This window comes from Thermopirellula anaerolimosa (genome assembly GCF_054657335.1).
The window spans coordinates 156,346-182,878 of record NZ_BAAHYX010000007.1 but is presented as its reverse complement, the minus strand read 5'-3'; the positions used below and the strand labels follow the sequence as shown (position 1 = coordinate 182,878).

Genomic DNA, 26,533 nt, shown 5'->3' with positions numbered 1-26,533 from the left:
GCTTGAAACCTTTGGCTGGCCGGCTCATCCCCGTGCCAGGCCTGACGGGCGGCCCTCAACGGCCAGCGCGCGAGGCCGTGTGGTTCCGCTCGACGACATCCCCTTGGACCAAAACGAAAGTTATCGCATGACCCCGATCATCGATCCGATCCTCCGCGAGTCGCACGCGACCTATCAAGAGAAGGCACGAGAGTACCTCACCAGCCACCAGCTTGCCGACTTCCGCCGCTGCCCGTTGCTGTACCGCAAGAAGAAGCTGGGCTTGATCGGAGAGGAAGACCGCCCGGCGTTTCTGGTGGGCCGGGCGCTGCACACGTTGGTGTTGGAAGGCAGGGACGCCTTTGAGGAGCAGTACGCCGTCGGCGGGCCAGTCAATCCGAAGACCGGCGAACTCTACGGCTCCAATACCAAGACGTTTGCCGAGTGGGCCGCCGAGCAGGGCAAGCCTGTGCTCACGGTGCAGCAGCACGATTTGGTCCAGCGAATGGCCGAAGGGGTGCGCGGACACGGCTTGGCCAGGGACCTTTTGAGCGAAGGCGTGCCCGAGGGCGTGGTGCGGGCCGAGTACTGCCAAATGCCGTGCCAGATCCGTATGGACTGGTTCGACCCCCACCGCGGGCTCGTGGACCTGAAGACCTGCGACGATCTCGACTGGTTCGAGGCCGACGCCCGGCGCTACGGATACGTCCACCAGGTCGCCTTCTACCAGGCCGTGCTTTCCAAGGTGATCGCTTTGCCCATGCCAGTCCACTTCATCGCTGTGGAAAAGAAGGAACCGTACCGCTCGGGCGTCTGGAAGGTCCACGAGGATGCCCTGGCACAGGCCCGGCGCGAGAACGAGGCGGCCATCGAGCGACTGCGCCGGTGTATGGCCACCGACACGTGGCCGAGCGGCTACGAGGAGTGCCGCGTGTTCGATTACGTCTAGAGCCGGTCGCCTCTCGGGTCTGCCGAGCTTCCTCGGCTTCGAAGCCGGGTAGGCATGTCATGGATGAGGATCGCTGCGTGCACCCGAAGGCGACCGGCCTTCTTGAACCATCCGCCTCTAACTGCTTGGGAGAACGACGCCATGCCCCTACCCGATACCGTCCTGACCCAATCCCATCTCCGCGCCCCGAAGGGCATCGTTTACGGACCCCCGGGCGCCGGTAAGACGTAGTATGGCGCCTCCGCCGATCGGCCCCTCATCATCGATTGCGAAAACGGCGCGGCCCATGTGCAGTGCCACCGCACGCCATACCTGGCCAGTTGGCCTGAGATCGAGCCCTGGCTCGACGGCCTGGCCGCCGGCGGCCACGAGTACCAGACGGTCGTGATCGACTCGATCGACTGGCTCCTGCGGCGGATCGAGGAGCACGTGGCCGGGGTGGACGGCACGCCCACCGGCATGAAGCAGACCTTGAACCGCTCGCATGGCGGCTACGGCAACGGCCGGCAGGTCTTGAAGAACTACGTCTACCAGTACCTGCTTCCGGTGCTCGATCGGCTGGTCAACGCGGGCGTGGCGGTGCTGCTTTTGGCCCACGCCGCGCGCCGCTCGATCACCACGATCGACGGGATCGAACTGGAAAAATCCGCCCCGGAAATTCACCCCGACCTGGCCAACACGATGATTGAGTGGTCCGACTTTGTCGGCGCGATCCGTCTGACGGGGCAGGAGCGGGAACTCATCCTCTACGAGACGCCGCAACTGGTGGCCAAGAACCGCTACGGGCTGTCGGAGAGCCTGCCGCTCGACTGGCCGGCCTTCGTCGCGGCGATCAGCAACCAGAACCTCAAGCCCCAAGGAGCCTGAAACCCATGGCGCACCTCGGCAATTTCGACGCTTCCCAAGTGGAGCCCACCACCACGTTCGACCCCATCCCCGCCGGAAAATACCTGGCGATGATCACGGCCTCGGAGATGAAGCCGAACAAGGCGGGCACGGGCAGCTACCTCGAGCTGGTCTTCACGATTCTGGAAGGCGAGTACAAAGGCCGGCAGCTCTGGGGGCGGCTCAACCTGGACAACCCCAACGAACTGGCGGTGAAAATCGCCCGGGCCGAACTGTCGGCCATCTGCCGGGCCGTGGGCGTGCTCACGCCGCGCGACAGCGCGGAGCTGCACAACCTGCCGCTGGTGGTCAAGGTCGGCTGCAAGAAGCGGAAGGACACTGGCGAGATCGCCAACGTCATCCGTGGCTACGAGAAGCGGGACGCCGCGACCGGCCGGCCGCAGCAGGCCCAATCGAGCACACCGCCGTGGCGGAGGCCGTGACTGACATGGCACGCAAACCGATAGGCCCGGAGCCCGGCCGACCTTGCGCGCGCTGTGGCGTGGAGCGCGAAGGGGATATGTATCTCTATCGCGGCCGCATTCTCTGTGGGGATCGCCATCACTGGGTCCGTTAGCGGCATTGGCGTGATGACACCCATCGGGAACGGATATGGCGTTCTGCGGCATCTGCCATCGGGGACCAAGAGTGGCAGTATCACGGCGACCGTGTCGACGAGTCTTAGCCGCCCAACGGTTAATCCGCCCTGAAGAGAGTCGCATGCTTGTGCCTCCACAACCAGCGAGGAATGTCATGCTCACGGTCGAGTTGTCCTACCCGCCGTCTGTCAATCATTACTGGCGACGAGTTGGGCCGCGGACCCTGATCAGCCGCCAAGGACGGGCGTATCGCCGCGACGTGGCGACCGCCGTGCGGCTGATCGACCATGCGGCAGACCGACTGCCCTTGACCGGTCCGCTCCGTGTGGAAGTCTCGCTGTATCCGCCCGATCGCCGGCGACGCGACTTGGACAACGCCCTGAAGGCGCTGCTCGATGCGCTTCAGCATGCAGGCGTGTACCCGGACGACAGCTTGATTGAACAGCTCTCGGTCGAGAAGCGAGACGTTGTGAAAGGGGGCAAAGCCGTCGTGACGATCCGGCGGCGGTGCGTGCTGTGCGACGGGCTGGAGGTGCCGACGTGATACAGCTCCGTCCCTACCAGCAGGCTGCGGTCGAGGCCGTCTACGAGCACCTCCGCACGCGGGATGACAATCCCGCGGTGGTGCTTCCCACAGCGGCCGGCAAGTCCCTCGTCATCGCCCAGTTAGTCCAAGACGCCGTGCTCAGGTGGAACGGCCGGGTGCTGGTGCTGGCCCACGTCAAGGAACTCTTGGATCAGAATGCGGACAAGATTCGCCGGCTGTGCCCGGAGGTCGCAATCGGCATCTACTCGGCGGGGCTGAATCGCCGCGAAGCCGACAAACCTGTCGTGGTCGCTGGCATCCAATCGGTCTACAAGCGGGCCTGCGAGCTGGATGCCTTCGATTTGGTGATTGCCGATGAATGCCATTTGATTTCGGATGACGGATTTGGGATGTACCGCACCTTCCTGGCCGAGGCGAAGATCGTCAACCCGCACCTGCGCGTGATCGGGCTGACGGCCACGCCGTTCCGCCTGGCAAGCGGGCCGATCTGCACGCCGGACGGCATCTTGAGCCACATCTGCTACGAGGTGGGCGTGCGGGAGTTGATCCGGGACGGCTATCTCTGCCCGCTGGTCACCAAGGCCGGGATCAACAAGGCCGACTTCGAGCGGCTCCACGTCCGAGGCGGCGAGTTCGTGGCCGACGAGGTGGAGGACCTGATGGACGACGACCGGCTGGTGGAGGCGGCCTGCGGCGAAATCGTCGCCTATACGGCCGAGCGCCAGACGGTGCTCATCTTCGCCGCTGGCGTCCGACACGCCGAGCACGTCCGGCGCGTCTTGCAGGATCGGCACGGCGTCGAGTGCGGGCTGGTCACGGGCGAGACGCCGGCCGCCGAGCGGGCGGAATTGATCGCCCGGTTTCGCGGCGAGAGTTCTGGCCGTCTCTTACCACTTCGGCCGCTGAAATACCTGGTAAATGTGAACGTACTGACCACGGGCTTCGACGCCCCGAATATCGACTGCGTGGCGATCCTGCGGCCCACGATGTCGCCAGGGCTCTACTACCAGATGGTCGGGAGAGGCTTCCGGCTACATCCCGGCAAGCAGAACTGCCTCGTACTCGACTTCGGCGGCAACGCGCTACGCCATGGGCCAGTAGACCAACTGAAAATGCCAGACGCGCCCGGGCGCGGCACAGGCGAAGCCCCGGCCAAGGAGTGCCCCGAGTGCCTATTGGTCATCGCCGCCGGCTACGCCCGCTGTCCCGAGTGCGGCTACGAGTTCCCGCCGCCTGAGCGTCAGAAGCACGACGCCCGGGCCGGCACCGCCGGCGTGCTCTCCGGCCAGGTGACGGACACCGAGTACGAGGTCTTGGACATCCGCTACAGCGTCCACACCAAGCGCGACGCCCCGCCGGATGCCCCGAAGACCATGCGCGTGGATTACTACATAGGCAAGTTCACCTCGGTGTCGGAATGGGTCTGTTTCGAGCACGACGGCTACGCCCGGTGGAAGGCCGAAAAGTGGTGGCAGCGCCGTTCGCCCGATCCGGTGCCCGACACTGCCGAGCGGGCCGTCGAGATCGCCGAGGCCGGCGGCGTGGCGTGGACCGAGAAGATCGTCGTGCGTTCGGTAGCCGGCGAGAAGTACGACCGCATCGTCGGCTACACGCTGGGGCCGAAGCCGGAGCCCGTGCCTGTCGGCAACACGGAATACGACTTGGACGAAATTCCGTTCTGATGGTGAGACAACGCAATGAGTGCAAGCCTGGAAAGCCTGCGCCTGGAACTCGTGGACGACCACCCGGACAACCCGCGGTTGGTGTTCCGCCAGGATGTGATTGACGCCATCGCCGCGAATCTGAACGGCGACAGATACCCGCGGAAGCACGCCATCCACGTGCGGCCCGCAGGCGAGCGGTTCCAGGTGCTTTCTGGGCATCAGCGGGTGCGAGCGGCTCGCAAGGCGGGACTGGAGGAAATCTGGGCCTGGGTGGAGCCGCTGGATGACGAGGCGGCGCTGATGGAGCTGGTGCTCTCGAATAACCAGGGGGAGCTGTCGCCGCTGGAAATCGGCCTGCATGCCCTGAAGGCCGTGCCGTTGGAGAAGGGTGGCCGGGGTAACGCAGGCGGCTTGAGGGAGTACGCACGGAGGATTGGTAAGGACGAATCCTACATCAGGCAACTCCGAAACGCCGCCGAGGTGATAGCGTCCGTCGATAAACTGCGGAGTCAACTCCGCAGTTTCGACAATAAAGCCCAACACCTGGCTGCCGTCCACAGGCTCCCCCGCTCGCAGTGGCCCGAGTTCGTGCAGTGGATCGCGCAGGCCAATCCCACCGTGGCGGAAGTGGACCAGCGCGTGGCCAAGGCGCTACGTCTCGCCACAAGCGCGGTACCTGTCGAAGATCCTGATTCGGAAGAGCCAGCCGCAGAGGATGCGTCGCCACAGCGAAACACCGTCTGGGAGCCCAGCCTTGGCGAGCCGGACGAACCCCAGCGCCCCTTGCCCCACGTGACCTACAACAGCGGCGATAGCGAGTGGTACACGCCCCCCGAGTTCATCCAGCGCACTGTGGCCGTCATGGGCGCCATCGACCTGGACCCCGCCTCCACCCCCGTGGCCAACCAGGTCATCCAGGCGGCGCGGTACTTCACGGCCGAACAGGATGGCCTGAAGCAGCCGTGGCGCGGCCGCGTGTTCTTGAACCCCCCATACGCCCAACCCCTAGTCCAACAGTTCTGCGACAAGCTGGTGCAGCACGTCGAGCAGGGGGACGTTACGGAAGCGGTGGTGCTGGTAAATAACGCCACCGAAACCAGGTGGTTCCAAACGCTTCTGGCCGCCGCCTGCGCCGTCTGCTTCCCCGCCGGCCGGGTGAAGTTCTGGCATCCGGAGAAGACCGCCGCCCCACTGCAAGGCCAGGCGGTGATCTACTTCGGCCCTCAGGCGGATGGGTTTCGGCAGGCTTTTGCGCAGATGGGGAGAGTGTGCCATGTCGCACGATAACGGGGCCAATCCCATGCGTTGGGATTGCACCACGCAGGGCTGCTTCAACCAGAAGAAGCGGCCCAAGATCGAGCTGTTTGCGGATTGCCTGCCGGGCCGGATCGCCTTCACGGACATCGACGCGATCACGGAGATCGGCGGCAACCTGCTGCTGTTGGAATGGAAAGACCACGCGGAAATCAAGCGGGGCCAGCGCCTTTTGTACGAGCGTCTGACACGGGTGTGCCCGGCCGTGGTGCTCGTGGTCGAAGGGGACGCCGAGCAGATGACCGTCATCAGCATCCGCACGGTTTGGCAGGGCGTTATCTCGCCGCCGGAACCGGCGAGTCTCCAGCGTTTGCGACACGACATCCAAGCCTGGGCCCAATGGGCCATGGCCAACCCCGCTTTGCAGAGGAAACCCCAACGATGAACGAGACCACCGACGCGCCTGGCGAACCGGTCATGTTGCGGCAGGAAGGCCTGGCACGCTTCGCCACCGGCGCCGTGCGCGGCACGGACGCCGACGGCCAGCGCTGGGACTTGATCACGCCCATCGGCCTGCGCCGCTTGGCCGAAACCTGCGCCGAAGGGGCAGCCAAGTACGGCGAGCACAACTGGCAGAAGGGCATCCCCGCCAGCGTGATGCTCAACCACGCCATCCGGCACCTCTACCTGTACCTGGCGGGCGACGATTCGGAAGACCACCTGGCCCACGCCGCCTGGAACATCCTGGGCGTGTGCCACTTCGAGGAGGCGCTGCCGGAAATGATCGACATTCCAGCACGGAAGCAAGAGCGCGGATGATCGAGGCGGCCCTGCGATACCTGAAAGCGGGCTTGTGCGTCCTGCCGGCCGTCCGGGCTGAGAAGCGCCCGGCCGTGCCGCGCTGGAAGCAGTTCCAGCACGCGCTGCCGGGCGAAGCGCAGCTTGCGGCCGGGTGCCGCCGCGCCGATGCTTTGTGTCTGGTTTGCGGGGCCGTTTCGGGCAACCTCGAAATGCTCGACTTCGACCTGGGCGGCGAAGCGTTCGACGCCTGGTACGCCAAGGTGCGCGAAGTGGACGCGACGCTGCCCGAGCGTTTGGTCATCGAGCAATCGCCCTCGGGCGGTTGGCACGTTGTCTATCGTTGCCAAGAGGCGGTGTGCGGCAACCTGAAGCTTGCCCAGCGTATCGAGCATGTCGGCAGACCGGACGAAGTGACCATCGCCGGTAAGACCTACAAGCCCCGGCAGGACGCCCAAGGCCGCTGGCACGTCGTGCTGACGCTGATCGAGACCCGCGGCGAAGGCGGGTTGTTCCTGTGTACGCCCACGCCGGGCTACGAGCTATTGCAAGGCGACTTGGCCGATCTGCCGGTCTTGTCGGCGGCCGAGCGGGAGACGCTCTTGGAGGCGGCCTGGTCGCTCAACGAGTACTGGCCGCCAGCGATAGATGGCACGCCCACTCGCGCCGGCGGCACCGACAATCGCCCCGGCGACGACTTCAACCAGCGCGGCGATGTCCGAGCGGTCCTTCAGCGACACGGCTGGACGTTCGTTAAGGCTAACGGCGATGGGAACGAACACTGGCGACGGCCAGGCAAGACCTCGGGCACCTCGGCCACGTTCAAGGACGGAGTGTTCTACTGCTTCACCACAAGCGCAGCGCCGTTCGAGCCCGAGCGGGCCTACTCGCCCTTTGCCGTGTACGCTCTGCTGGAGCACGGCGGCGACTACGCAGCCGCCGCGTCCGCCTTGCGGGCACAAGGGTTCGGTTGCGGCCTACAGGCCGTGGACCTGTCGGGCATTGCCGGTCCAACCGATCCACCGCCCCCTGCGGAGCCCACTACGCCCGACCCCGGGCCCATGCCCGACGACCTTCTGGACGTGCCCGGCTTCATCCGCCAGGTGACCGACTACACGCTCGCCGTCTCGCCCTATCCCCAGCCGGCCCTGGCCTTCGCCGCAGCGATGGTCCTCCAAGCCTTCCTGGCCGGACGCAAGGTCCGCGACGCGGCCGACAACCGCACCAATCTCTACGTCCTCGCTCTGGCCAACAGCGGCGCGGGCAAGAACGAGCCCCGCAAAGTCAACCAGCGCATCTGCATCGAGGCAGGCCTTCAGGATTGCCTTGGCGATGCGTTCGCCTCCGGGGAAGGCATCGAGGATCGCCTGTTCCTCACGCCATCGGTGCTGTTCCAGACCGACGAGATCGACGGCCTGATGAACGCCATCAACCGAACTGCCGACGCACGGCACGAGGGCATCATGAACGTGCTGCTGAAGATGTACACCTCCAGCAGCACCATCCATCCAATGCGGGTCAAGGCCGGCGGACGATCGCCCGGGGTGATCGACCAGCCGTCGCTGTGCATGCTCGGCACGGCCGTGCCCAAGTACTACTACGAGGCCCTGAGCGTCCGCATGCTCAACAACGGCTTCTTCGCGCGGCTGATCGTCCTGGAGGCAGGCAAGCGGGGCCGGGGCCAGACGCCGGTATCGCGGCCTATCCCAGAGGCCATCCTCCAAACGGCGCGCTGGTGGGCCGACTTTCGGCCCGGGGAAGGCAACCTCCAGAACTGGCATCCCATCCCAGTGTGCGTAGAGGCGACCCCGGATGCCGAAGCGGCGCTTGAGGAGTTCCGCGCGCTGGCCGACGACCGCTACGCCGAGGCCGAGGACCGGGACGACCCGGCGGGCATGGCCATCTGGGCCCGGGCCTACGAGAAGGCCCGCAAGCTCGCGCTGGTCTACGCCGCAAGCGAGAACCATCTCCAGATGCGGATCGACGAGCCGGCCGTGCAGTGGGCGTGGCGATTCGTGGACTACCAAACCCGGCGGATGCTCTTCATGGCCGGCCAGCACGTGGCCGAGGGCGAGTTCGACGCCCGCTGCAAGCGAATGCTCGAGGTGCTCACCTTGTGGCGGCAGCGGCGCGGGGATGCGTGGATGCCGCACTGGGAGCTGTCCCGCCGACTGAAGTGGAGCGACAAGGACATCGAGGAGGTCCGCAACGCGCTGGTAAGCCAGCGGCGGATCGCCTACGAGATCGGCTCGACGCCGGACAGAGGCCGGATCGGCCAAAGGTACAGGATACTAGAGTGACCGCTAATTACCGCCTTGAAAGGCGGGAATTAGCAACGGTTGCGGGTAATTACCGCCGAAACCGACTAATTACCGCCTAGACCGAGGCGGGAATTAGGAAAGTCGTAAGATGGTAGAAATAATAAACTTACGTCTTCTTCTTGTTAATTACCGCCTATTCCGCCCACCCGCCCACGCGCACGCGTAATTGCGCGCGTACGCGCGCGAGGGGGCGCTCGGCGGTCGGTTAGGTACTTCCCGGCCGATCCCCCTCGGAAGAGGCGTGCGGGAACGGGGCCGGGGTTGAGCAGAGTTTGGGCCAAGCGGTCCGGATTTCGGGAGACATAGATGCCAACCACGCGTGCAAGTACGTGGGCCAAAGCGGCGGGCAAGCTGAAAGCCTGCCTGGATGTCGACTATCGCAACCACCAGATGCAGGCAGCCCCCTGGGGGCGGGCTGCCCACAGCATGGTTCAGAGCTGGCGAATCATCGCCAGCCAAGGCCGGCTGGACTACGTTCCCTCAGACCGACGGAAACCAAGGACATGGCACGAAGCAGCACAGGCAATGAAGGCATCTCTATACGCCCGCAAGCGGGAACGCCTTCTCGATCCCTTGACGTGGAGGTTCTGGGCGGACCACCTGCCCAATGTACGCCTGCGGTATGTCCCGAAACGCATGCGGAACGCCCCCAAGGGGCGGTGAGCGCCACCAATGTGCTTCGGCTGTTGGAATGGCAGCGATACCGATGTGCGCTGACGGGTCGGCCTCTGGAGCCGCAAACGGCATCCCTAGACCACATCGTACCGGTTCGTTGCGGGGGGCAGCACCGCATCGAGAACGTTCAGGTGCTGCACAAGCAGGTTAACCGCGCCAAGGGCACGCTGACCAACGAGGAATTCATTCAGCTTTGCCGCGAGGTCGTCGAGCACGTCGGGCGGCACAAGGAGCAAGGAGGCCAACCATGAAGATCGAGCTATGGGAACTGGGCCGTGTGCGGCCCTACGACAAGAACCCCCGGCAGAACGACCAGGCCGTCGAGGCCGTGGCCCGGTCCATCCGGGAGTGGGGGTTTCGGCAACCAATCGTCGTGGATGCCGACGGCGTGATCATCTGCGGCCACACCCGCTGGAAGGCAGCCCAGAAGCTGGGCCTGGAGAAGGTGCCCGTCCACGTGGCCAAGGACCTTTCGCCCGAGCAGGTCAAGGCATACCGCATCGCGGACAACAAGACCGCCGAACTGGCCGAGTGGAACTACGAACTCTTGCCCATCGAACTGGGGGAACTCCAGGGGATGGACTACGACCTGGGCCTCTTGGGGTTCTCGGACGAGGAGCTGGCCAAGCTGCTCGATCCCGGCGTGAAGGAAGGCCTCACCGACCCGGACGAGGTGCCCGAGCCGCCCGACGAGCCGATCACCCGGCCCGGCGACCTGTGGCTGTTGGGCGAGCACCGGCTGCTCTGCGGCGACGCGGGCAAGGCGGAGGACGTGGACCGGCTCCTGGATGGCAACCCGGTGCACCTTGTCAACACCGACCCGCCGTACAACGTGCGCGTAGAGCCCCGCAGCAACAACGCCATCGCCGCGGGGTTGAGTTCCTATCCCAGCGCGGAAGAACTCCAAGGCGGGCGGAGGCGGCAGCGGGTGCTTCATCATCAGGCGATGGACGTGGCCCGGCATCCCGAGAAGGCGCAGGCCACGCACCGCAAGCTGCGGGCCAAGGACCGGCCGCTGCAAAACGACTTCGTCTCGGACGAGGAGTTCAACCGGCTCCTGCACGCCTGGTTCGGCCAGATGGCCCGGGTGCTCTTGCCCGGCCATGCCTTCTACATCTGGGGCGGCTACGCGAACCTTGGCAACTATCCCCCTGTGCTCCGGGAGCACAAGCTCTACTTCTCCCAGGGCATCGTCTGGGACAAAGAGCATCCCGTTTTGACCCGAAAAGATTTTCTTGGGTGCTTCGAGCTCGCGTTCTACGGCTGGAAGGAGGGGGCCGGCCACCGCTTCTTCGGCCCCAACAACGTGCCCGACCTGTGGCACGTCAAGAAGGTCAGCCCGCAGAAGATGCGGCACTTAACTGAGAAGCCCGTGGAACTCGCCGTCCGCGCGATGCAGTACTCGTCGCTGGCGGGCGAGAACGTGCTCGATCTCTTCGGCGGCTCAGGCAGTACGCTCATCGCCGCCGAGCAGACAGGGCGGCGTGCCTTCCTGATGGAACTCGATCCGTTGTACTGCGACGTGATCGTCCAAAGGTTCGAGAACTTCACGGGCAAGAAGGCCCAGCGGAAGCCCGCTGAAGCGGAGGCCGCTCGATGATCTATCTCGCCAGTCCGTACTCGCACCCCGACGCGGCCGTGCGCCAAGAGCGTTTCGAGGCCGCTTGCCGTGCGGCGGCGGAACTCATCCGGCAGGGCCATGTGGTGCTGTCGCCCATCGCCCATAGCCACTCGATTGCCCAGCATGGCCTGCCTGGGGACTGGGATTTCTGGGAGCAACAGGACCGGCGGCTCTTGGCCGCCTGCGACGAACTGTGGGTGCTTAAGCTCGACGGCTGGGAGCAGAGCCGGGGCGTGCAAGCGGAGATAGGCATTGCCCGCGCCGCTGGCAAGCCGGTCCGCTTCCTGAGCGAGCCGGAACTGGCCGAAGCGAAGGCCGCAGCGGCCCATGGAAAGGATTTCTGATGCGTCTACGCGAGAATCGAGAGCCGATGATGCCTGACCGAGCCGCCTTCCAGCCGCAGCACGCCGGCGTACTCGTCGGTCACCGAGAAGACCTTGCCCGGCAGCCCCGCGGGCAGGCTGGCGAAGTAGAACCCGCCGGGCTTTTCGCAGAAGCACAGCGGGTTGCCGCGACGGGCGACCAACAGCCGCACGGGCTTTCGCCACAGGCCGAGCAAGGCCAAGGGGCCTTCCGCTTGAGCCACGGCCCAGGCGGCCCGCTCCACAAGCGGCCCGGCCCGGCGCATCATCAACAGTCCCAGCACTTCGCTATCGCAATCGGTCCTGGGCCGCAGGCCGTAGCGGCGCAGGAGTTCGCGGTAGTTGCGGACCACGCCGTTGTGGACGAGCCATCCGCGGCCGGCCGGGTGGGGATGGTTGTTGCGGTTGTCCTGGGGATCGCCGTGGGTGGCCCAGCGGCAATGGCCCACCACGGCCACCGCGTGGCGGCAGAGGTTCAAGTCGCCCAGGGCGGCCGTGGCCGCGCCCGGGCGCTTGAAGGTGTGCATAGCCCCTTGGGCGTCGATCCACGCCAGGCCGAAGGCATGGCGGCCGCGGGTCTCGGTTTCGGCGGCCATCCGCCGCAGGCGGTCCAGGTCGGGCCCGCGTCCGTCGGTACTCAGGAATCCGAAGATGCCGCACATGGTCGTTCTCTACTGGGCGTCGCCGTCGTCTGGGGCTTCTTCGGGGGCGTCGAGCCACGCCTCGAAGCGGATGAAACTCGGACGCTCCGCCACCAACGCGGCCCAGTGGTCGCGGGCGGTGCGGGTGCGGAAGCGTTTCTCACGTGTAATCAGCCGCTCGCCCCGCGGGGCGGCTTCCGTCCATCGCAGTACGAATGCGTTCATGGCTGGGCTCCTTGCGTTGCTTCGTCAGGCGGTCGGTTCAACCTTTTCGAGTTCGACACGAGCGCGGAATTCGCCGCAATAGTCTTTTGCCACCATGTAGATGGGGACGCCATGCTGGGCGGCCAGCTCAGCCGCGCGAGCCCCTGCTTCGCTCAGCCGGCAAAACTTCTCCGGCCAATCGACCCATTTCCCTTCGTCCGTAAGCAGCGCCACCACCCACGGCTCGTCCTTGGCCGCATTTCGGGCTGGCCCCGGGCTGTAGAGAATCTGCACGGTGGCGGCTGGTTTGGTTTCGTGGAAGTTTGCATGCTTAGTCATGATTCTGGTCCCTTCGTCGCTTGGGTTCGGGTTGCCTCGTCAGGCGGCGGGCCCCCATCCCGCCGCGACGCCCGCATCCATGCAGACGTTTCGGCTTCAGGGCATGGCGTCGTACTTGCGAGCCAGCCGGCGGAACTCGGTCTTGACCTCGTCTTGCGGGATGGCGTCCGAAATCCATCCGTACTGCTTGCCGCCGTGGATGCGGGCGTAGCCTGCGCCCCAGGCCAGGTAGCCCAAAAGGCGTTCCGTCTCGCTCTGGCCCGGGCCCGACTTCTTCCAGCCGCCCGTGGGGGCCTTCGGCGCCCAGGTGGGCATCCGCTTGGCCGCCAAGGCCCGCTCGACCAGGCCCAACGAGACTTGAATCCACCCGACGACCTTGGTGGGGTTGAGCGAGCCGCTGAACACGCGGAACTCGACGGTGTCCTTGGTGCCCCGGGCCAGGTTCGTAAGGTTCAAGGCGTGGTAGCGATCGCTGTCCAGGGCGGGCTTGGCCGTCTTGTCGTTTCCGTACTTCCGCACCCCGCCGCAATACCGCCCCCGCTCGCGCGATTTGGTTCCGGTGATGGCATAGAGGCCCTTCTCGAGGTAGGCGACGATGGTGACCAGCCGGGCCAGGGCTTCGCTCGGCCAATCGCGCTTCCATCCGACGTGGACGTGGACGCCGCAGGAAGCGTTGACCCGGTGGCCCTTGGCTTCGAGCGTCCGCAGGACCTCGACCACCTGGCGGATGCCTTCTTCGCCGCGGAGCACGGGGCTTACGATCTCGCACTTGTGGCCGCCGCCTGCGTTGTCGATCGAGCCGTCCGCTTCGGCCTTCCAGCCGGCCGGGAGGTACGGGACCTGGATTCCGCGGCGGTAGGGGCCGATCCGCAGGCCGTCGTTCTGCACGGCGCTATCCGGGGCGATCGTTTCGATCTCGATCCCGAAGGTCAGTTCGTTGGCGGTCATGGCGTGGTTCCTGGTGGGTGGCGGATGCTATTCGTTTGTTCATCACACAGGAGCCATGAACGGCCGAGAACATCAAGCGGATCTCCCGCCTTGCGGGCCGGATTTTTCGGAATACTTTCGGGCGACTTCGTAGCACCGCCTAACGCTTGTGGCCGGCTTGGGACTAGCGCTTTCGGCCGGCCTGCAAGAAGATGGGGGCCGGCGACGGAAGGCGGCGTTGCCGGGCCAGGGCGAGGGTGTGGCGCTGTGCTGGCCACGTGGGGCCCACAGTGGCCGCGTGTTGCGTCGCTGGCGGGGGCTTGGACGTGGGGGCCAACCCCAGCGCGTCCCGGCCCCAGGCGGGCCACCCGTGGCCCACAGCGGGCCGGTGTGGCGTCGCGGGCGGGAGCCGGGACGCAGGGGCCAGACGGGGGTTGGCCGCGGTACGGGCTACGCCCGGGCGAACTTGCCCCGCTCCGCCTTGCGGAAGCGGGCCGCCGCCCCCTTGGTGGCGATTTCCCGCGCGATGGCCGCGTAGAGCGTCCGGTCGGGCGTCTTGCCGCCGGGCGACTTCCAGTAGCCCTTGGCCTCGGCCTGGGCGACGATTTCCTTGGCCGTCATCGGCTGGCCCGTTTCTTCCAGCACTCGGGCGGCGGCGTCCAGGGCGCTTGGGCGCTTCGGCTTGGGCTCGCCCTTGGTCGGACGCCTGCGCGGCTTGGCCGCGTCGCCCGGCGTGGCGCTGTCGGGAACAACGCCTTCGGCGGCTGGTTGCGTGCGGACTTGCTCGCCCGTCCGGCCGCCACGCTGGGGCCTGTGGGCCTCGCCCCGCAGCCGCTGGGCCGACTTGATGCGGACCTTCTTGCCCGTGGCCAGGTTCGTGGCGTCCCAGCCGCCGTGGCGATTCTCGCCGTCGATCCGCACGGACACCAGCCGGTTGGTGACCTTGGCCAGGTAGACCTTGCCGATCTGCACTTCGTCGCGTTTCATCGCATCGCTCCTTGGAACAAGGGGAAAACGGGGACTTGGTTCACGTCAGGACACACAAGCCATGTTTCTGCCAACCCATCAAGCGGATTGTCCGCCGCATCGGATGGAATCTGCGGAATACTTCTGGGTGGAGGCGTAGCACCCGATGATGCACAATAACGCCCAAGGACGGCACGGTAGCCCGCTTGACCCACAGGCCTTACGGCTGGAGGACATGGCCCGGCTCTTGTCCGCCGCCGGCCCGAAGGCGGTCACCGTGGAAATGCTCCAAGCGGACATCGGCGCCGGGGCCCCGACGAACGCCGAGGGCACGATGAACCTGGTCCACTACGTGGCCTGGCTGGTGAAGGAGATGGGCCGTGGCGATTGACCCCAGGCGATTGCGTCCCAGCGAGCTGTGCCGGCTGGTCAACTCCACGCCGCTGGGCACGGTCTTGGACGAGCGGCAGTTGCACCGCCACCGCACCCGGGCGGGTTTTCGCATCGGCGACGGGCGCACGGTGGACCTCTTCCGCTACGCGGCGTGGCTGCGAGAGACTAGAGACTGTAGGCGGCAGGCTGAAGGGAAATGCGAATCCTCCAGCCTACAGTCTACAGCCTACAGCCTCTTGAAAGAGCGGGCGGCGGCACGGAACAAAGCCCTGTCGCTTGCCGGCCGGGACATCGGCGAGCTGCCCGGGGTGGTGAATCCCGAGCGGAAGGCGCGGGCCGCGCAAGACTTTCGCTTCTTCTGCGAGCAGTACTTCCCGATGACGTTCCACCTGCCGTGGTCGCCGGATCACCTGAAGGTCATGGCGAAAATCGAACAGGCAGTCCTGTTTGGCGGACTATTTGCGATGGCCACCCCGCGCGGATTTGGTAAAAGCAGCCTGTGTGAGGCAGCTTGCATCTGGGCGGCCTTGTACGGCCATCGGGAGTTCGTCTGTCTGATCGGCTCGGACGAAGGCCACGCCATGGACATGCTCGAGTCGATCAAGATGGAACTGGACGGCAACGAGCTGCTGTTGGCAGACTTCCCCGAGGTGGTCTACCCTATCCATTGCCTGGATGGCATCGCCAATCGCTGTGCGGGGCAGCTCTACCGGGGCGAGCGCACTCACATCGGCTGGACCGCCCGCGAGATCGTCCTGCCGACGATCCCCGGAAGCAAGGCCGCGGGCGCGATCATCAAGGTGGCGGGACTGACGGGCCGCATCCGGGGCATGAAGTTCAAGCGGGCTGATGGGCACACGGTAAGGCCCAGCTTGGTGGTGCTCGATGATCCGCAAACCGACGAGTCGGCCCGGAGTCTTTCGCAGTGCGCCACGCGTGAGAGCATCCTGGCCGGGGCGGTGTTGGGCCTGGCTGGGCCCGGCAAGAAGATCAGCGGCATCATGCCCTGTACGGTCATCCGCCCGGGCGACATGGCCGACAACATCCTCTCGCGCGACAAACACCCAGAATGGAACGGCGAGCGCACGAAGCTTGTCTACAGCTTCCCCACCAATGAAAAGCTCTGGCAACGCTACGCCGAACTGCGGGCCGAGAGTTTTCGCCGGGGCGGCCACGGCGAAGAGGCGACCGAGTTTTATAGGGAGCATCGAGCTGAGATGGACGAAGGGGCGTTGGTCGCTTGGCCCGAGCGCTACAACCACGACGAGCTTTCGGCTGTGCAGCACGCCATGAACCTGAAGCTCCAGGACGAGCGGGCCTTCTGGGCCGAGTACCAGAACGAGCCCTTGCCGGAGGAGTCGGCCCAGAGCGAAGACCTGACGGCCGAACAGATTGCGGCCAAGCTCAACCGCCTTCGTCGGGGCGAGGTGCCCATCGGGTGCAATCACCTGGTGATGTTCATCGACGTGCAGCAGAACTCGCTGTTCTTCGTGGTGGCGGCCTGGGAGGACGATTTTACGGGCTACGTGATCGACTACGGGACCTACCCGAAACAACATCGGCCGTACTTCACGCTCCGCGATGCCCAGCCTACACTTGCCGCCGTGACCAAGGCCGGCGGCGTGGAAGGGGCGATTTACGCAGGCCTGGAGAAGCTCACCGGCGACTACCTGGGCCGCGAGTTCCGACGGGATGATGGGGCCTGCCTGCGGATCGAGAGGTGTTTGATCGACGCCAACTGGGGCCAATCGACGGATGTGGTCTACCAGTTCTGCCGCCAATCGGCCCATGCCGCCGTGGTGATGCCCAGCCACGGGCGGTTCATCGGGGCGTCCAGCCGCCCGTTGAACGACTACCAGCGCAAGCCGGGCGATCGCTGTGGGCTCAACTGGCGCATCCCGAACGTCCAAGGCCGCCGGGCCGTGCGCTATTGTGTCTACGACACGAACTTCTGGAAGTCGTTCGTGTACGCCCGGCTGGCCGTGGCGATGGGCGACGCGGGCTGCCTGTCGCTTTTCGGGGATCGGCCGGAGGAGCACCGGCTTTTCGCCGAGCACGTGACGGCCGAGTATCGCGTGAAGACCGAGGGCCGCGGCCGGACCGTGGACGAGTGGAAGCTGCGTGTGTCGGCCGGCGACAACCACTGGCTGGACTGCCTGGTGGGCTGTGCGGTGGCCGCGTCGATCCAGGGGGTTTCGCTGCCGGGAATGGCCGCCGAACCGGGCAAGGATCGCCGGCGAGTCAGCTTTGCGGAGCTTCAGCGGAGGAGGCGAAGCCATCATGGATGATGCATTCCAAGTCCCAAGCGGCACGCCCCAAGCCCCAAAGCCGGAGCGTGGCATCGCCTGCCCCCGGTGCGGGTGTTGCCACTTGCGCACCACCCACACCGAGCCCTTGCCGAGCGGCCGCATCCGCCGCCGCAAGGTCTGCCGCCACTGCGGCAGACGGATGGTGACCTACGAGCTGCCCCCTCGCCTGGTAGGCCCGGATCGCTAGATGTAGCACGATTTCGGTTTTCCGGGCGATTTGGCGGACAGATCGCCAGGAATTGGCATACATAAGAGATAGGCAGGCAGCGTGCGGTGAGCGCCGCGAACGGCTGACTTATAACGGTTATAAGTCGCCGCAGCGTGCCGGCGTCTGACTTCGGAATTTCCGAAGTGGACGGAGCGGCGATTCCGGGCGGTCCCTCGGATGGTGGGCCCGGATCGCTATATGTAGCACGATCTTGGAATTCCTGGCGAAAAACTCCGACAGTTCGGCCTTGCGCCGGGTAGGTCAAGTAATAGGGGGATGTTCAAGCCTTGGCTGGGCATTCCCGTGAAACAGGCTCGCGTTTGCCGGAGACGAAGCAGGTGGCCGACAACCTCGACGACACCATCCGCCAGAACGCCCAGGGGCCGGCCAAGGTCGCCGGCGACGCGGGCAGTGTCGAGCAGCATCCGCTACCCGACCAGGTAGCGGCCGCCCGTTACTTGCAGTCCGCGGAGGCGGTACAGCGGAAGCACCGCGGCCTGCGTTTCGGCAAGTTCGTTCCGCCGGGGACGGGCTAAGTCTCGTTGATGGCGTGGCAAGGTTGGGTGTGGTTTGGCGCGGTTGGGCATGCCCGGGCTTGGTACGGCAAGGCAAGGCGTGGTTTGCTTAGAAATCGCGTCCTGCCGGGGATAAGTTGAATGTTTGCATGGATGCGATCTTGGTGGCCAAGGAAGGCCGCCCCGGTGACTCGTCAGCCGCGTTCGTGGCGGCCTGCGATTGCCCTGCGAGGCCGCTACGACGCGGCGGCGACCACTGAAGACAACCGCCGGCACTGGGCCAACGCTGATGGGCTTTCGGCCCGGGCGGCCAACAGCCCCGAGGTGCGGCGCATCCTGCGCAACCGCGCCCGGTACGAGGTGGCCAACAACAGCTACGCCCGGGGGATCGTCCTCACGCTGGCAGCCGACACGATCGGGACCGGCCCGCGGCTCCAGATGCTCACCGCCAATGCCGAGGCCAACCGGCGGATCGAACAGGAGTTCTCCAGGTGGGCCAAGGCGGTGGGCCTGGCCGAAAAGCTCCGCACCATGCGCATGGCCCGCGCCCAGGATGGCGAGGCCTTCGCCATCCTGACCAGCAACCCGCGACTACCCACCCAGGTCAAGCTCGACCTGCGGCTGGTCGAGGCCGACCAGGTGACCACGCCGGACCTAGACTGGAGGCTGAAGACTGAAGGCCGTAGGAAGGGTGCCAATGGCTCCTCCAACCTCCAGCCTTCAGCCTACAATCTCACCGATGGAATCGTCTTCGATTCCAGCGGCAACCCGGTCGAGTACCACGTGCTGCGGGAGCACCCGGGCGATGCGGCCCTATCTTTGGGCCTCCAGTACGACCGCCTGCCGGCCGAGTCGGTGATTCACTGGTTCCGCATGGACCGCCCAGGCCAGGATCGCGGCATCCCCGACATCATGCCGGCCCTGCCGCTCTTTGCCCAGCTTCGGCGGTTCACGCTGGCGGTGATCGCCGCTGCCGAGACGGCGGCCGACTTCGCCGGCATCCTCTACACCGACGCCCCGCCGGGCGGCGAGGCGGACGCGGCCGAGCCGTTCGAGCCCATCGAGCTGGAGCAACGGGCATTGGTGACCATGCCCGGCGGCTGGAAGATGAGCCAATTGCAGGCCGAGCAGCCCGCCACGACCTACGCCGAGTTCAAACACGAAATCCTCAATGAGATCGCCCGCTGCCTGAACATGCCGTTTAACATCGCAGCGGGCAACAGCTCGGGCTACAACTACGCCTCCGGCCGGCTGGACCACCAGACCTACTACAAGAGCCTGCGAGTGGAGCAGGCCCATCTTGAGGCCGTGGTGCTGGATCGCGTGCTGGCCGGTTGGCTCGACGAGGCGGTCCTGATTCCGGATCTTTGGCCTGAAGACCTGGGGCCGATGCCTGAATGGCCGCACCAGTGGTTCTGGGACGGGCAAGAGCACGTGGACCCGGCCAAGGAGGCCACGGCCCAGGCCACGCGTCTGGCCAGCCACACCACGACCTTGGCCTACGAATACGCCCGGCAGGGGCGCGATTGGGAAGAGGCGCTCCGCCAGCGGGCCAAGGAACTGGCGTTGATGCGTGAGCTGGGGCTTTCGCCCACGCAGGCCGTGCCGGCGCCAACATCAGAGGACGAACGCACGGACGAGGAGGACACGGAGGAGGAAGTGACGCATGCCGCTACCGCAGCGTAAGGCGAGCGAATCCCATGATGAGTTCATCGAGCGGTGCATGGGCGATCCAACGATGGTCCAGGAGTTCCCCGACGCGGCGCAGCGCCGGGCCATCTGCGAGCGCCAGGTGCGCACGCAGGCGCACCTGAACCTGGTCTGCGACCCGGGCTCGATCACCATCGAGGCCGCCGATGAGGGCCAGGGCGACGGCATGCCCAAGCTGCCGCGGTTCTCGATGGTGGCCTACACCGGCGGGCCCATGCGGATCGCCGGCTGGCGCTATCCGGTCATCGTGGACTTGGCGGGTTTGGCAATTCCCTCGCAAAGCCGGCCGATCCGCTTCGGCCACGACATGCAAAGCGGCGTGGGGCACACGGATGCCATTCGCATCGACGACGGCCGCCTGGTGGCCACGGGTGTGGTTTCGCGTGATACGGCGGCTGCCCGGGAGATCGTGGCCAGTGCCCGCAACGGCTTCCCCTGGCAGGCCTCGATCGCGGCGGCCGTCGAGGAGTTCGAGTTCGTCCGTGAGAACCAGAAGGTGTTGGTCAACGGCCGCCAGTTCGCCGGGCCGGTCAACGTGGTCCGCAAGGCCACCTTGGGCGAGATCAGTTTCGTGGACCTGGGGGCCGACGGGGCGACCAGCGCCAGCCTGGCCGCGGCCGGCCTGCCAGCAAGCCAACAGGAGAACCAAGCGATGGAGAGCCTTTCCGACACCAATCCTCAAGTGCAGCCTGGTGAGCCGGTAGAGACCCAGGTAGCGGCTGCCTCGAAGCCCGCTGCGGAGCAGGCTGTGCTGCCTGCCGCCCGGCAGCCGGGCGATGACACCGCGGCCGAGCAGGCCGCCGAGGCGGCTCGCGTCTTGGCCGTGCGCATGGTCTGCGGCGGCAAGCACCCGGACATCGAAGCCCAGGCGATCCAGGAGAAGTGGGACGTCAATCGCACGGCACTGGCCGTCCTGCGGGCGGAGCGTCCCAAGGCCCCGGCCGTCCATGTCCGCAGCCCGGAGGTCGTCAGCAGCCGACTGCTCGAGGCCGCCTGCATGCTCACGGCCAAGGCTGCGGGCGTGGAAGACCTGTTCGACGAGCCGACCCTGGAGGCGGCCACGCGCCGGTTCCGCGGCGGGATCGGACTCCAGGAACTGCTGTTGGAAGCCGCCTGGGCCAACGGCTACACCGGCCGGAACTTCCGCGACAGCCGGGCCGTATTGCGCTTCGCCTTCCGGCCGGAGCTGGAGGCCGGGTTCTCGACGATCGACATCGGCGGCATCCTGTCGAACGTGGCCAACAAGTTCCTGCTCGATGGGTTCTTCAGCGTCGAGCGGACGTGGCGAAACATCTGCGCGGTGCGGAACGTCTCGGACTTCAAGACCGTCACCAGCTATCGCCTCATCGGCACCGACCAGTACGAGCAGGTTTCTCCGGGCGGCGAACTCAAGCACGGCACGTTGGGCAACGAGACCTACACCAACAAGGCCGACACCTACGGGTTGGTGCTCTCGATCGACCGCCGGGACATCATCAACGACGATCTGGGAGCGATCACGACCGTGCCGCGGAAGTTGGGCCGTGGTTCGGGCTTGAAGATCAACGACGTCTTCTGGAAGACCTTTCTGGACAATGCCAGCTTCTTCTCGGCGGGCAACCGCAACTACCTGGAAGGGGCTGATACGGCGCTTTCGATCGACGGGCTGACCAAGGCCGAGGTGGCGTTCATGGACCAGGTGGACAGCGACGGCAAGCCGATCGGGATCATGCCGGCGATTCTCCTGGTGCCCACGGCCCTTTCGGCCATCGGCTCACAGCTCTACAAGTCGATGGAGCTGCGCGACACGACGAGCAACAAGAGCTACCCGGTGGCCAACCCGCACCAGGGCAAATTTCGGGTGGAGGTGAGCCGCTACCTGTCCAACAGCCAGTACGCGGGCAGTTCCAGCAAGGCCTGGTACTTGCTGGCCACGCCGGATGACCTGCCGGTCATCGAGGTCGCGTTCCTCAACGGCCAGGAGAGCCCGACGATCGAGACGGCGGATGCCGATTTCTCGGTGCTCGGCATCCAGATGCGCGGCTACCATGATTTTGGCGTAGCCCTGCAAGACCCGCGTGGCGGCGTGAAGATGAAGGGTGAGGCGTGAGCACGCTGCCGACAACTGAAGGCTGAACACGGAAGGAGCAACCCAGATGGCACTTGCGGTTTTCGTACAGCAGGGGGAGCAGATCGACTACACGCCGTCGGCGGATGTGGCGGCCGGCGATGTGGTGGTCCAGGAGGACCTGGTCGGGATCGCCCGCAGCGCAATCCCCGCCGGCACGCCGGGCTCGCTGGCCGTGGCCGGGGTGTTCGACGTGGTCAAGGCCAGTGCGACGGAGTTCGCGGCCGGGGCCAAGGTCTATTGGGACGCCACGAACAAGGTGGCGGTGACCACCGACGGCGCCGGGGCGAACAAGCTCCTGGGCAAGGCCGTGCGCGCGGCGGGCGCCGGGGCGACCGTGGTCCGCGTCCGGCTGAGCCAGTGATCCGCTCATGGGCGACCTGCTCGATGACGGCTTGGCCTGGCTGGCCGAGCGGCTCAAGGTCCATGCCTCGCGGCCGGTTATCTACCGACGCGGGACCGACGAGACGACTGTTCAAGCGATCGTCGGGCGGACGCTCCTGAAGCTCGACGACGGCTATGGTGGCGTGCGCATGGAGTGGACCGACCGAGACTTTTTGATTGCGGCCGATGACCTCATTCTCGCCGGCCAGAAGGCGTTGCCCCGGCGGGGAGATCAGATTCGAGAGACCACCGGCGGCAAGACGCTGGTCTACGAGGTGCTGGCGCCAGGCAGTGAACCCGAGTGGCGCTGGAGCGACCCGCATCGCAGGCTGCTGCGGATTCACACCAAGCAGATCGGCGAGGAGTGACTGACGATGATGCGACTGTGTGCGGCGATTCTAATGGCTGTGCTGGTGGGGCTGGCGGCGGTGGGTCTCGGGGCCGTGGTCGGCGGCAATCGGGCACCCGATGGGACCGAAGTCCAGTGCGACCTGCCTGTCGAGCTGCATCGCCGCAACACGACCTCGCGGGGTCAGGGCTGCTGCGTGTGGACTTCGATCCACCATGCGGCCCTGTGGCAGAACGTGCCGGCCTATCAAGAGGCCCCGAAGTGGATTCAGGAGCACGGCATCCCCGGCGGGGCGTATCCGGGGGCCGTGGAAAAATACCTGCCCGAGATGGCCCGCCAGCGCGGCGCAAGCCAGGCACCAGGCTTTCTGAACTACGAGGGCAGCGACCTGGAACTATTAAAACTCGCCTGCCGCACAGGCCGGATGCCTGCCGTGACGTACAGCTACAGCCCCAGCGGCCGCTATGGCGGAGGCCGGATCGCCCACATGGTCAACCTGGTCCATGCCGACGATCGCTACTTCGCCGTCTTGGACAACAACTACATCGGGGAAAACCAGATCGAATGGATGACGCCCGAGGAGTTCCGGCGTTCGTGGACGGGCCTGGGGGGCGGGTGGGCGGTGATCCTCCTGGCGCCACCGCCCCCACCGGTGCCGACCAACGGAATCTGAAGGCTCAGAACTCAAGGACTTGTCATGTACGCACTGTTGTTTCCGCTTCTGTTGGGCCAGTGCGGTCCCGGCGGTTGCGCGATCCCGTCGGGTTGGCCGCAATGGCAACCGATGGTTGGCCAGCGCACGGATCGGCAGCCGGCCGTATTCGATGTCGAAGTCGTTCCGCAAGGCGGCCAAGTCTGGTTCGACAGCCACGCGGTACGGCTTCTGGGCGGAAAAGGCCGCGTCCAGACGCCGCCCTTGGAGCCGGGCCGGCGCTACCGGTATCGCGTGACGGCCCGCTGGGGCGATGCCCATCGCCAGTGGACTCTGAGCTTTTCGCCTGGCCAGACGGTCCGCGTGGTGCTGCGGCGCGATGAGCCTTCGCCCTCGACGTCGGGGAGCAACGCGGGAACAGGCGGCTCCTCGACTGCTTCAACGTCGCCGCCGGCTTCGACCAAGCCGGTTCAGCCATCACCGCCTTCGCCACCGCCTCCCTCGTCGCCCCAGACGTCTTCGACCGCCACGGCCGGCCGCGCCGCACCTCCCAGTGGCCCGGGCGCTGCGCCAGCGTCCAAGCCGGAAGGGCCGTTGCCGGTGGTGGAGCAAGACGGGGTCCAGAACTTCGGCATCGATCGAGCTGGCCTCGGCGGTTCGGCCGAGCGGATCACCCTGGACGGCCGCCAGATCACCCGAGCGGAGGCTACGCAAATCCTCCAGGCCGGGAGCCTGGCCGACGACAGCGGCAAGTTGCGACTGACCGTGATCGGCACGGAGGCCGACCGCGGCCGGGTGCTCGATGACTTGAGAGGTTCTCTAAGCGATATCGCCAACCAATGCCTGGTCCAGGACTATCCGCCCGATCACTGGGCCGTGGCCAATGTCGGTTTCTACACGGCCGGCAAGCCGACGATCTACGTCCAGGCCCCGGACGGCAATGTCCTGCATCGGCAAGACGACTATGCCGACGGAGCGGAAGGCTTTCGACAAGCCTTCGAGCGATTGCGCAAGCCCGACCCAAACTACCGTCCCGACAAGGACCGCGACCAGAGGCGGCCGGCAGATGGCCTGCTGTCCCGGCTGATCAATGTTTTGGCACGCCCATTCCGCGTGATCCTCTCGTGGCTTCTGGCCGCGGGCGTGGTGTTCATCCTGATCGTCCTGGTGATGAAAGGCTGGCTCGTCTACCTCTTGGGCCTGTTGGCAAGCCTCGTGCCCGGGCCACCTACGCAAGCCAAGACGGCCGGCACAGGGCAAAGCCAAGCCGTCGAGAGCCGCCGGACGCGGCCATCGGCCGTTAAATCGCGTGCAAGGAGGTGATCCGCGTGTCCACGATCGTCGCGCTGGCCGATGCGGTCGTCTCGGAACTGAATGGCGAAGGATGGAGCCTCCCTTTCGCCGCCCGGCGGCTCTATCGGCCCAGGTTCGAGCCGGCGGACCTCAAGACGCTCCAGGTGAGCGTCGTGCCTCGGAGCCTGGTCATCGAGGCCGCAAGCCGCGCGGACGACAGCCGCCAGTACCAGATCGACCTGGCCATCCAGCAGAAGCTCGATAGCGGGACCGCCGAAGAGATCGACCCACTTTTAGGGCTTGTAGAAGAGATCGCCCGGCATTTCCGGTTGCGGCGGCCGGCGGCGATGCCGTCCGCTTTGTGCGTGAAAGTGGAGAACGAGCCGGTCTACGCGGTCGAGCACCTCGACGAGCTGCGGTGCTTCACCAGCGTGCTCACGCTCTCGTTCCGCGTGGTGGGATGAGCGATGTTGGGGATGACCGTAAGCCAGGCGAAAGGGTCCTTCTTCGACGCCGATCGGGTGCTGCGCGCGAAGGATAAGGCGGAACGCCGGGTGCTATCGAAGTTCGGGGCCTACGTGCGTCGGGCGGCAAAGAGCAGTATTCGCAAGCGGCGGCGTGCGGCACCGCCGGGCATGCCGCCCAGTTCGCAGACGGGCGTCCTGCGGCAGTTCATTTTCTTCGCCCTCGAGCCCGAGCGGCATACCGTGATTGTCGGCCCCGCAAAAACGAATCAGGTCTTTTTCGACAGGCATCGGCAGCCGGTCAAAGGCACCGTACCGTCGGTGCTGGAATATGGGGGCGAGGTGACGATCCTCGAGTGCGAGATTGGCGGCCAGTGGTATCGCGCGGACCTTCGCAGCCGGCGAAGATTGGCCGAACGAGCGACGCGATACCGCACGGTGAGCATCGCCGCCCGCCCCTATATGCATCCCGCCATGGAGAGGGAAAAACCCAAGTTGCCAGCGATGTGGAAGGACTCGGTACGATAGGAGAAAAAGCGCAATGGCCACCCATTGGAAACTGGGCCGCGAGTGCACCCTGACCGTCGGGACGAATGAGTTGAAATTGGCCAAGGAGGTGACCGTCGAGCTGGCGGGCAGCGAGGCCGACGTCACCACCCGGGACAGCCAGGGCGTGAAGCGCACCGTGGTGGCGCTCAAGGAGTTCACCATCTCGGCCACGGCCGTCTACTCGCCGGATGATGCGGCCGTCCAGGCCCTGATTTCGGCGTACACGGGTGGGACGCCGCTTGCCGTAACGCTATCCGACCCGACCTTGAGCTACACGGGCAAGTGGGCCGTCACCAGCCTTTCGCAGGGCCAGCCGCTGGAAGACGTGGCCACCCTGGACTTCACGCTCAAGCCGACCTTGGAGGCAACTAGCGCATGAGAACCTTCCAGGATAGCGCCGGACGGACGTGGACGATCGCCGTTAACGTGGACACGGTCAAGCGGGTCCGCGACCTGTTGAAGGAAGACCTGCTCGACATCGAGCGCACTTTGCCGCGGCTCTTGCTCGATCCGATCCTGCTTTGCGACGTGGTCTACTGCGTCTGCAAGCCGCAGGCGGACGCCGAGAAGATCTCGGACGTGGACTTCGCCCGGGCAATGGCCGGAGACACAATCGCCCGGGCGAAGGCGGCCCTGGTCGAGGAGCTTGTGGATTTTTTCCCCGAGCCGAGCCAGCGCCAGACGCTCCGGCTGGCGATCGAGAAGTACGGCCAGTGGAACCAGCGGGCCGCGGCACTAATCAAGGCGAAGCTCGATCGCACGGACCTGCCGCAGGAGATCGAGGCGGCCCTGACGGACGCTTACGGCTCGTTTACGAGCTTGCCGGAATCGTCGGCGTCGACCCAGGGCCGCTGACGCTGCGGGAACTG

31 protein-coding genes, 1 other RNA gene and 1 pseudogene are annotated in these 26,533 nt (G+C 65.9%); 27 read left to right on the top strand and 6 right to left on the bottom strand.

Features of this window, described 5'->3' with window-relative positions; translation table 11 throughout:
* Positions 1-127: 127 nt before the first annotated feature.
* The 13 genes and pseudogenes from ACYQ6J_RS18440 (at position 128) to ACYQ6J_RS18380 (ending at position 11,636) form a co-directional block, all read left to right on the top strand.
* Positions 128-928, top strand: coding sequence for a PD-(D/E)XK nuclease-like domain-containing protein (locus ACYQ6J_RS18440; RefSeq protein ID WP_460185694.1), 801 nt, complete (start codon positions 128-130; stop codon positions 926-928).
* 249 nt (positions 929-1,177) lie between these two features.
* Positions 1,178-1,795: pseudogene (locus ACYQ6J_RS18435) on the top strand (AAA family ATPase); the annotation flags it as partial.
* Between the two features lie 5 nt (positions 1,796-1,800).
* Positions 1,801-2,256 carry a DUF669 domain-containing protein gene (locus ACYQ6J_RS18430; protein ID WP_460185693.1) on the top strand — a complete coding sequence of 152 codons (456 nt, stop codon included), beginning with the start codon at positions 1,801-1,803 and terminating at the stop codon, positions 2,254-2,256.
* Between the two features lie 310 nt (positions 2,257-2,566).
* Complete coding sequence (locus tag ACYQ6J_RS18425; RefSeq protein ID WP_460182184.1) at positions 2,567-2,956, top strand: RusA family crossover junction endodeoxyribonuclease; 390 nt, start codon at positions 2,567-2,569, stop codon at positions 2,954-2,956.
* Positions 2,953-4,641, top strand: coding sequence for a DEAD/DEAH box helicase (locus ACYQ6J_RS18420; protein ID WP_460185692.1), 1,689 nt, complete (start codon positions 2,953-2,955; stop codon positions 4,639-4,641). Before ACYQ6J_RS18425 ends, ACYQ6J_RS18420 begins: the two co-directional genes overlap by 4 nt.
* Positions 4,642-4,656: 15 nt before the next feature.
* The gene (locus ACYQ6J_RS18415; RefSeq protein WP_460185691.1) at positions 4,657-5,910 is read left to right on the top strand and encodes a DNA N-6-adenine-methyltransferase; all 1,254 of its coding nucleotides are present in this window, start codon (positions 4,657-4,659) and stop codon (positions 5,908-5,910) included.
* Positions 5,897-6,322: a hypothetical protein gene (locus tag ACYQ6J_RS18410; protein ID WP_460185690.1), complete on the top strand. Its 426-nt coding sequence runs from the start codon at positions 5,897-5,899 to the stop codon at positions 6,320-6,322. Before ACYQ6J_RS18415 ends, ACYQ6J_RS18410 begins: the two co-directional genes overlap by 14 nt.
* On the top strand, positions 6,319-6,696 hold the full coding sequence (locus ACYQ6J_RS18405) for a dATP/dGTP diphosphohydrolase domain-containing protein (protein ID WP_460185689.1): 378 nt from the start codon (positions 6,319-6,321) through the stop codon (positions 6,694-6,696). The genes ACYQ6J_RS18410 and ACYQ6J_RS18405 overlap by 4 nt, the downstream gene beginning before the upstream one ends.
* Positions 6,693-8,975, top strand: a complete 2,283-nt coding sequence (locus ACYQ6J_RS18400; RefSeq protein ID WP_460185688.1) for a DUF3987 domain-containing protein — start codon at positions 6,693-6,695, stop codon at positions 8,973-8,975. The genes ACYQ6J_RS18405 and ACYQ6J_RS18400 overlap by 4 nt, the downstream gene beginning before the upstream one ends.
* A 327-nt stretch (positions 8,976-9,302) precedes the next feature.
* Positions 9,303-9,659, top strand: a complete 357-nt coding sequence (locus ACYQ6J_RS18395; protein WP_460185687.1) for a hypothetical protein — start codon at positions 9,303-9,305, stop codon at positions 9,657-9,659.
* Positions 9,656-9,922, top strand: coding sequence for an HNH endonuclease (locus tag ACYQ6J_RS18390; protein ID WP_460185686.1), 267 nt, complete (start codon positions 9,656-9,658; stop codon positions 9,920-9,922). The genes ACYQ6J_RS18395 and ACYQ6J_RS18390 overlap by 4 nt, the downstream gene beginning before the upstream one ends.
* On the top strand, positions 9,919-11,271 hold the full coding sequence (locus ACYQ6J_RS18385) for a DNA modification methylase (protein ID WP_460185685.1): 1,353 nt from the start codon (positions 9,919-9,921) through the stop codon (positions 11,269-11,271). The genes ACYQ6J_RS18390 and ACYQ6J_RS18385 overlap by 4 nt, the downstream gene beginning before the upstream one ends.
* Entirely contained in the window at positions 11,268-11,636 is a 369-nt protein-coding gene (locus ACYQ6J_RS18380) for a DUF1937 family protein (RefSeq protein WP_460185684.1), read from the top strand. Before ACYQ6J_RS18385 ends, ACYQ6J_RS18380 begins: the two co-directional genes overlap by 4 nt.
* Positions 11,637-11,641: 5 nt before the next feature.
* Here the strand turns inward: ACYQ6J_RS18380 and ACYQ6J_RS18375 are convergent, their stop codons facing one another.
* From ACYQ6J_RS18375 to ACYQ6J_RS18350, 6 genes are all read right to left on the bottom strand, one after another.
* Positions 11,642-12,316 (bottom strand): class II glutamine amidotransferase, encoded by a 675-nt coding sequence (locus tag ACYQ6J_RS18375; RefSeq protein WP_460185683.1) that lies wholly within the window; start codon positions 12,314-12,316, stop codon positions 11,642-11,644.
* Between the two features lie 9 nt (positions 12,317-12,325).
* Positions 12,326-12,520, bottom strand: coding sequence for a hypothetical protein (locus ACYQ6J_RS18370; protein ID WP_460185682.1), 195 nt, complete (start codon positions 12,518-12,520; stop codon positions 12,326-12,328).
* A gap of 24 nt (positions 12,521-12,544) precedes the next feature.
* The gene (locus ACYQ6J_RS18365) at positions 12,545-12,838 is read right to left on the bottom strand and encodes a hypothetical protein (RefSeq protein ID WP_460185681.1); all 294 of its coding nucleotides are present in this window, start codon (positions 12,836-12,838) and stop codon (positions 12,545-12,547) included.
* Positions 12,839-12,863: 25 nt separating this feature from the next.
* Positions 12,864-12,934, bottom strand: an RNA gene (locus tag ACYQ6J_RS18360) — hammerhead ribozyme type II.
* On the bottom strand, positions 12,935-13,786 hold the full coding sequence (locus ACYQ6J_RS18355) for an amidoligase family protein (protein ID WP_460185680.1): 852 nt from the start codon (positions 13,784-13,786) through the stop codon (positions 12,935-12,937). It lies immediately after the preceding RNA gene.
* 429 nt (positions 13,787-14,215) lie between these two features.
* Positions 14,216-14,752: a winged helix-turn-helix domain-containing protein gene (locus ACYQ6J_RS18350; protein ID WP_460185679.1), complete on the bottom strand. Its 537-nt coding sequence runs from the start codon at positions 14,750-14,752 to the stop codon at positions 14,216-14,218.
* A gap of 145 nt (positions 14,753-14,897) precedes the next feature.
* Between ACYQ6J_RS18350 and ACYQ6J_RS18345 the strand changes: the two genes are divergently transcribed.
* The 14 genes from ACYQ6J_RS18345 to ACYQ6J_RS18280 all read left to right on the top strand — a co-directional run bounded on the left by ACYQ6J_RS18345 (position 14,898) and on the right by ACYQ6J_RS18280 (position 26,519).
* Positions 14,898-15,122, top strand: a complete 225-nt coding sequence (locus ACYQ6J_RS18345) for a hypothetical protein (protein ID WP_460185678.1) — start codon at positions 14,898-14,900, stop codon at positions 15,120-15,122.
* Positions 15,112-17,412, top strand: a complete 2,301-nt coding sequence (locus ACYQ6J_RS18340) for a terminase gpA endonuclease subunit (protein ID WP_460185677.1) — start codon at positions 15,112-15,114, stop codon at positions 17,410-17,412. The genes ACYQ6J_RS18345 and ACYQ6J_RS18340 overlap by 11 nt, the downstream gene beginning before the upstream one ends.
* The gene (locus tag ACYQ6J_RS18335; protein WP_460183280.1) at positions 17,405-17,620 is read left to right on the top strand and encodes an NrdR family transcriptional regulator; all 216 of its coding nucleotides are present in this window, start codon (positions 17,405-17,407) and stop codon (positions 17,618-17,620) included. Before ACYQ6J_RS18340 ends, ACYQ6J_RS18335 begins: the two co-directional genes overlap by 8 nt.
* 308 nt (positions 17,621-17,928) lie before the next feature.
* On the top strand, positions 17,929-18,177 hold the full coding sequence (locus tag ACYQ6J_RS18330; protein WP_460185676.1) for a hypothetical protein: 249 nt from the start codon (positions 17,929-17,931) through the stop codon (positions 18,175-18,177).
* Between the two features lie 165 nt (positions 18,178-18,342).
* Complete coding sequence (locus tag ACYQ6J_RS18325) at positions 18,343-19,842, top strand: phage portal protein (RefSeq protein ID WP_460185675.1); 1,500 nt, start codon at positions 18,343-18,345, stop codon at positions 19,840-19,842.
* Positions 19,823-21,955: a phage major capsid protein gene (locus ACYQ6J_RS18320; RefSeq protein WP_460185674.1), complete on the top strand. Its 2,133-nt coding sequence runs from the start codon at positions 19,823-19,825 to the stop codon at positions 21,953-21,955. Before ACYQ6J_RS18325 ends, ACYQ6J_RS18320 begins: the two co-directional genes overlap by 20 nt.
* A gap of 46 nt (positions 21,956-22,001) precedes the next feature.
* Entirely contained in the window at positions 22,002-22,337 is a 336-nt protein-coding gene (locus ACYQ6J_RS18315; RefSeq protein WP_460182163.1) for a DUF2190 family protein, read from the top strand.
* Positions 22,338-22,344: 7 nt separating this feature from the next.
* Positions 22,345-22,725: a hypothetical protein gene (locus ACYQ6J_RS18310; protein WP_460182162.1), complete on the top strand. Its 381-nt coding sequence runs from the start codon at positions 22,345-22,347 to the stop codon at positions 22,723-22,725.
* Positions 22,726-22,731: 6 nt separating this feature from the next.
* Positions 22,732-23,379, top strand: coding sequence for a hypothetical protein (locus tag ACYQ6J_RS18305; RefSeq protein WP_460185673.1), 648 nt, complete (start codon positions 22,732-22,734; stop codon positions 23,377-23,379).
* A gap of 24 nt (positions 23,380-23,403) precedes the next feature.
* On the top strand, positions 23,404-24,681 hold the full coding sequence (locus ACYQ6J_RS18300) for a hypothetical protein (protein ID WP_460185672.1): 1,278 nt from the start codon (positions 23,404-23,406) through the stop codon (positions 24,679-24,681).
* Between the two features lie 5 nt (positions 24,682-24,686).
* The gene (locus ACYQ6J_RS18295) at positions 24,687-25,115 is read left to right on the top strand and encodes a hypothetical protein (protein WP_460185671.1); all 429 of its coding nucleotides are present in this window, start codon (positions 24,687-24,689) and stop codon (positions 25,113-25,115) included.
* 12 nt (positions 25,116-25,127) lie between these two features.
* On the top strand, positions 25,128-25,643 hold the full coding sequence (locus ACYQ6J_RS18290) for a hypothetical protein (RefSeq protein ID WP_460185670.1): 516 nt from the start codon (positions 25,128-25,130) through the stop codon (positions 25,641-25,643).
* A 13-nt stretch (positions 25,644-25,656) separates the two neighbouring features.
* Positions 25,657-26,043: a phage tail tube protein gene (locus ACYQ6J_RS18285; protein ID WP_460185669.1), complete on the top strand. Its 387-nt coding sequence runs from the start codon at positions 25,657-25,659 to the stop codon at positions 26,041-26,043.
* 47 nt (positions 26,044-26,090) lie between these two features.
* Entirely contained in the window at positions 26,091-26,519 is a 429-nt protein-coding gene (locus tag ACYQ6J_RS18280; RefSeq protein ID WP_460185668.1) for a hypothetical protein, read from the top strand.
* Positions 26,520-26,533: the final 14 nt, after the last annotated feature.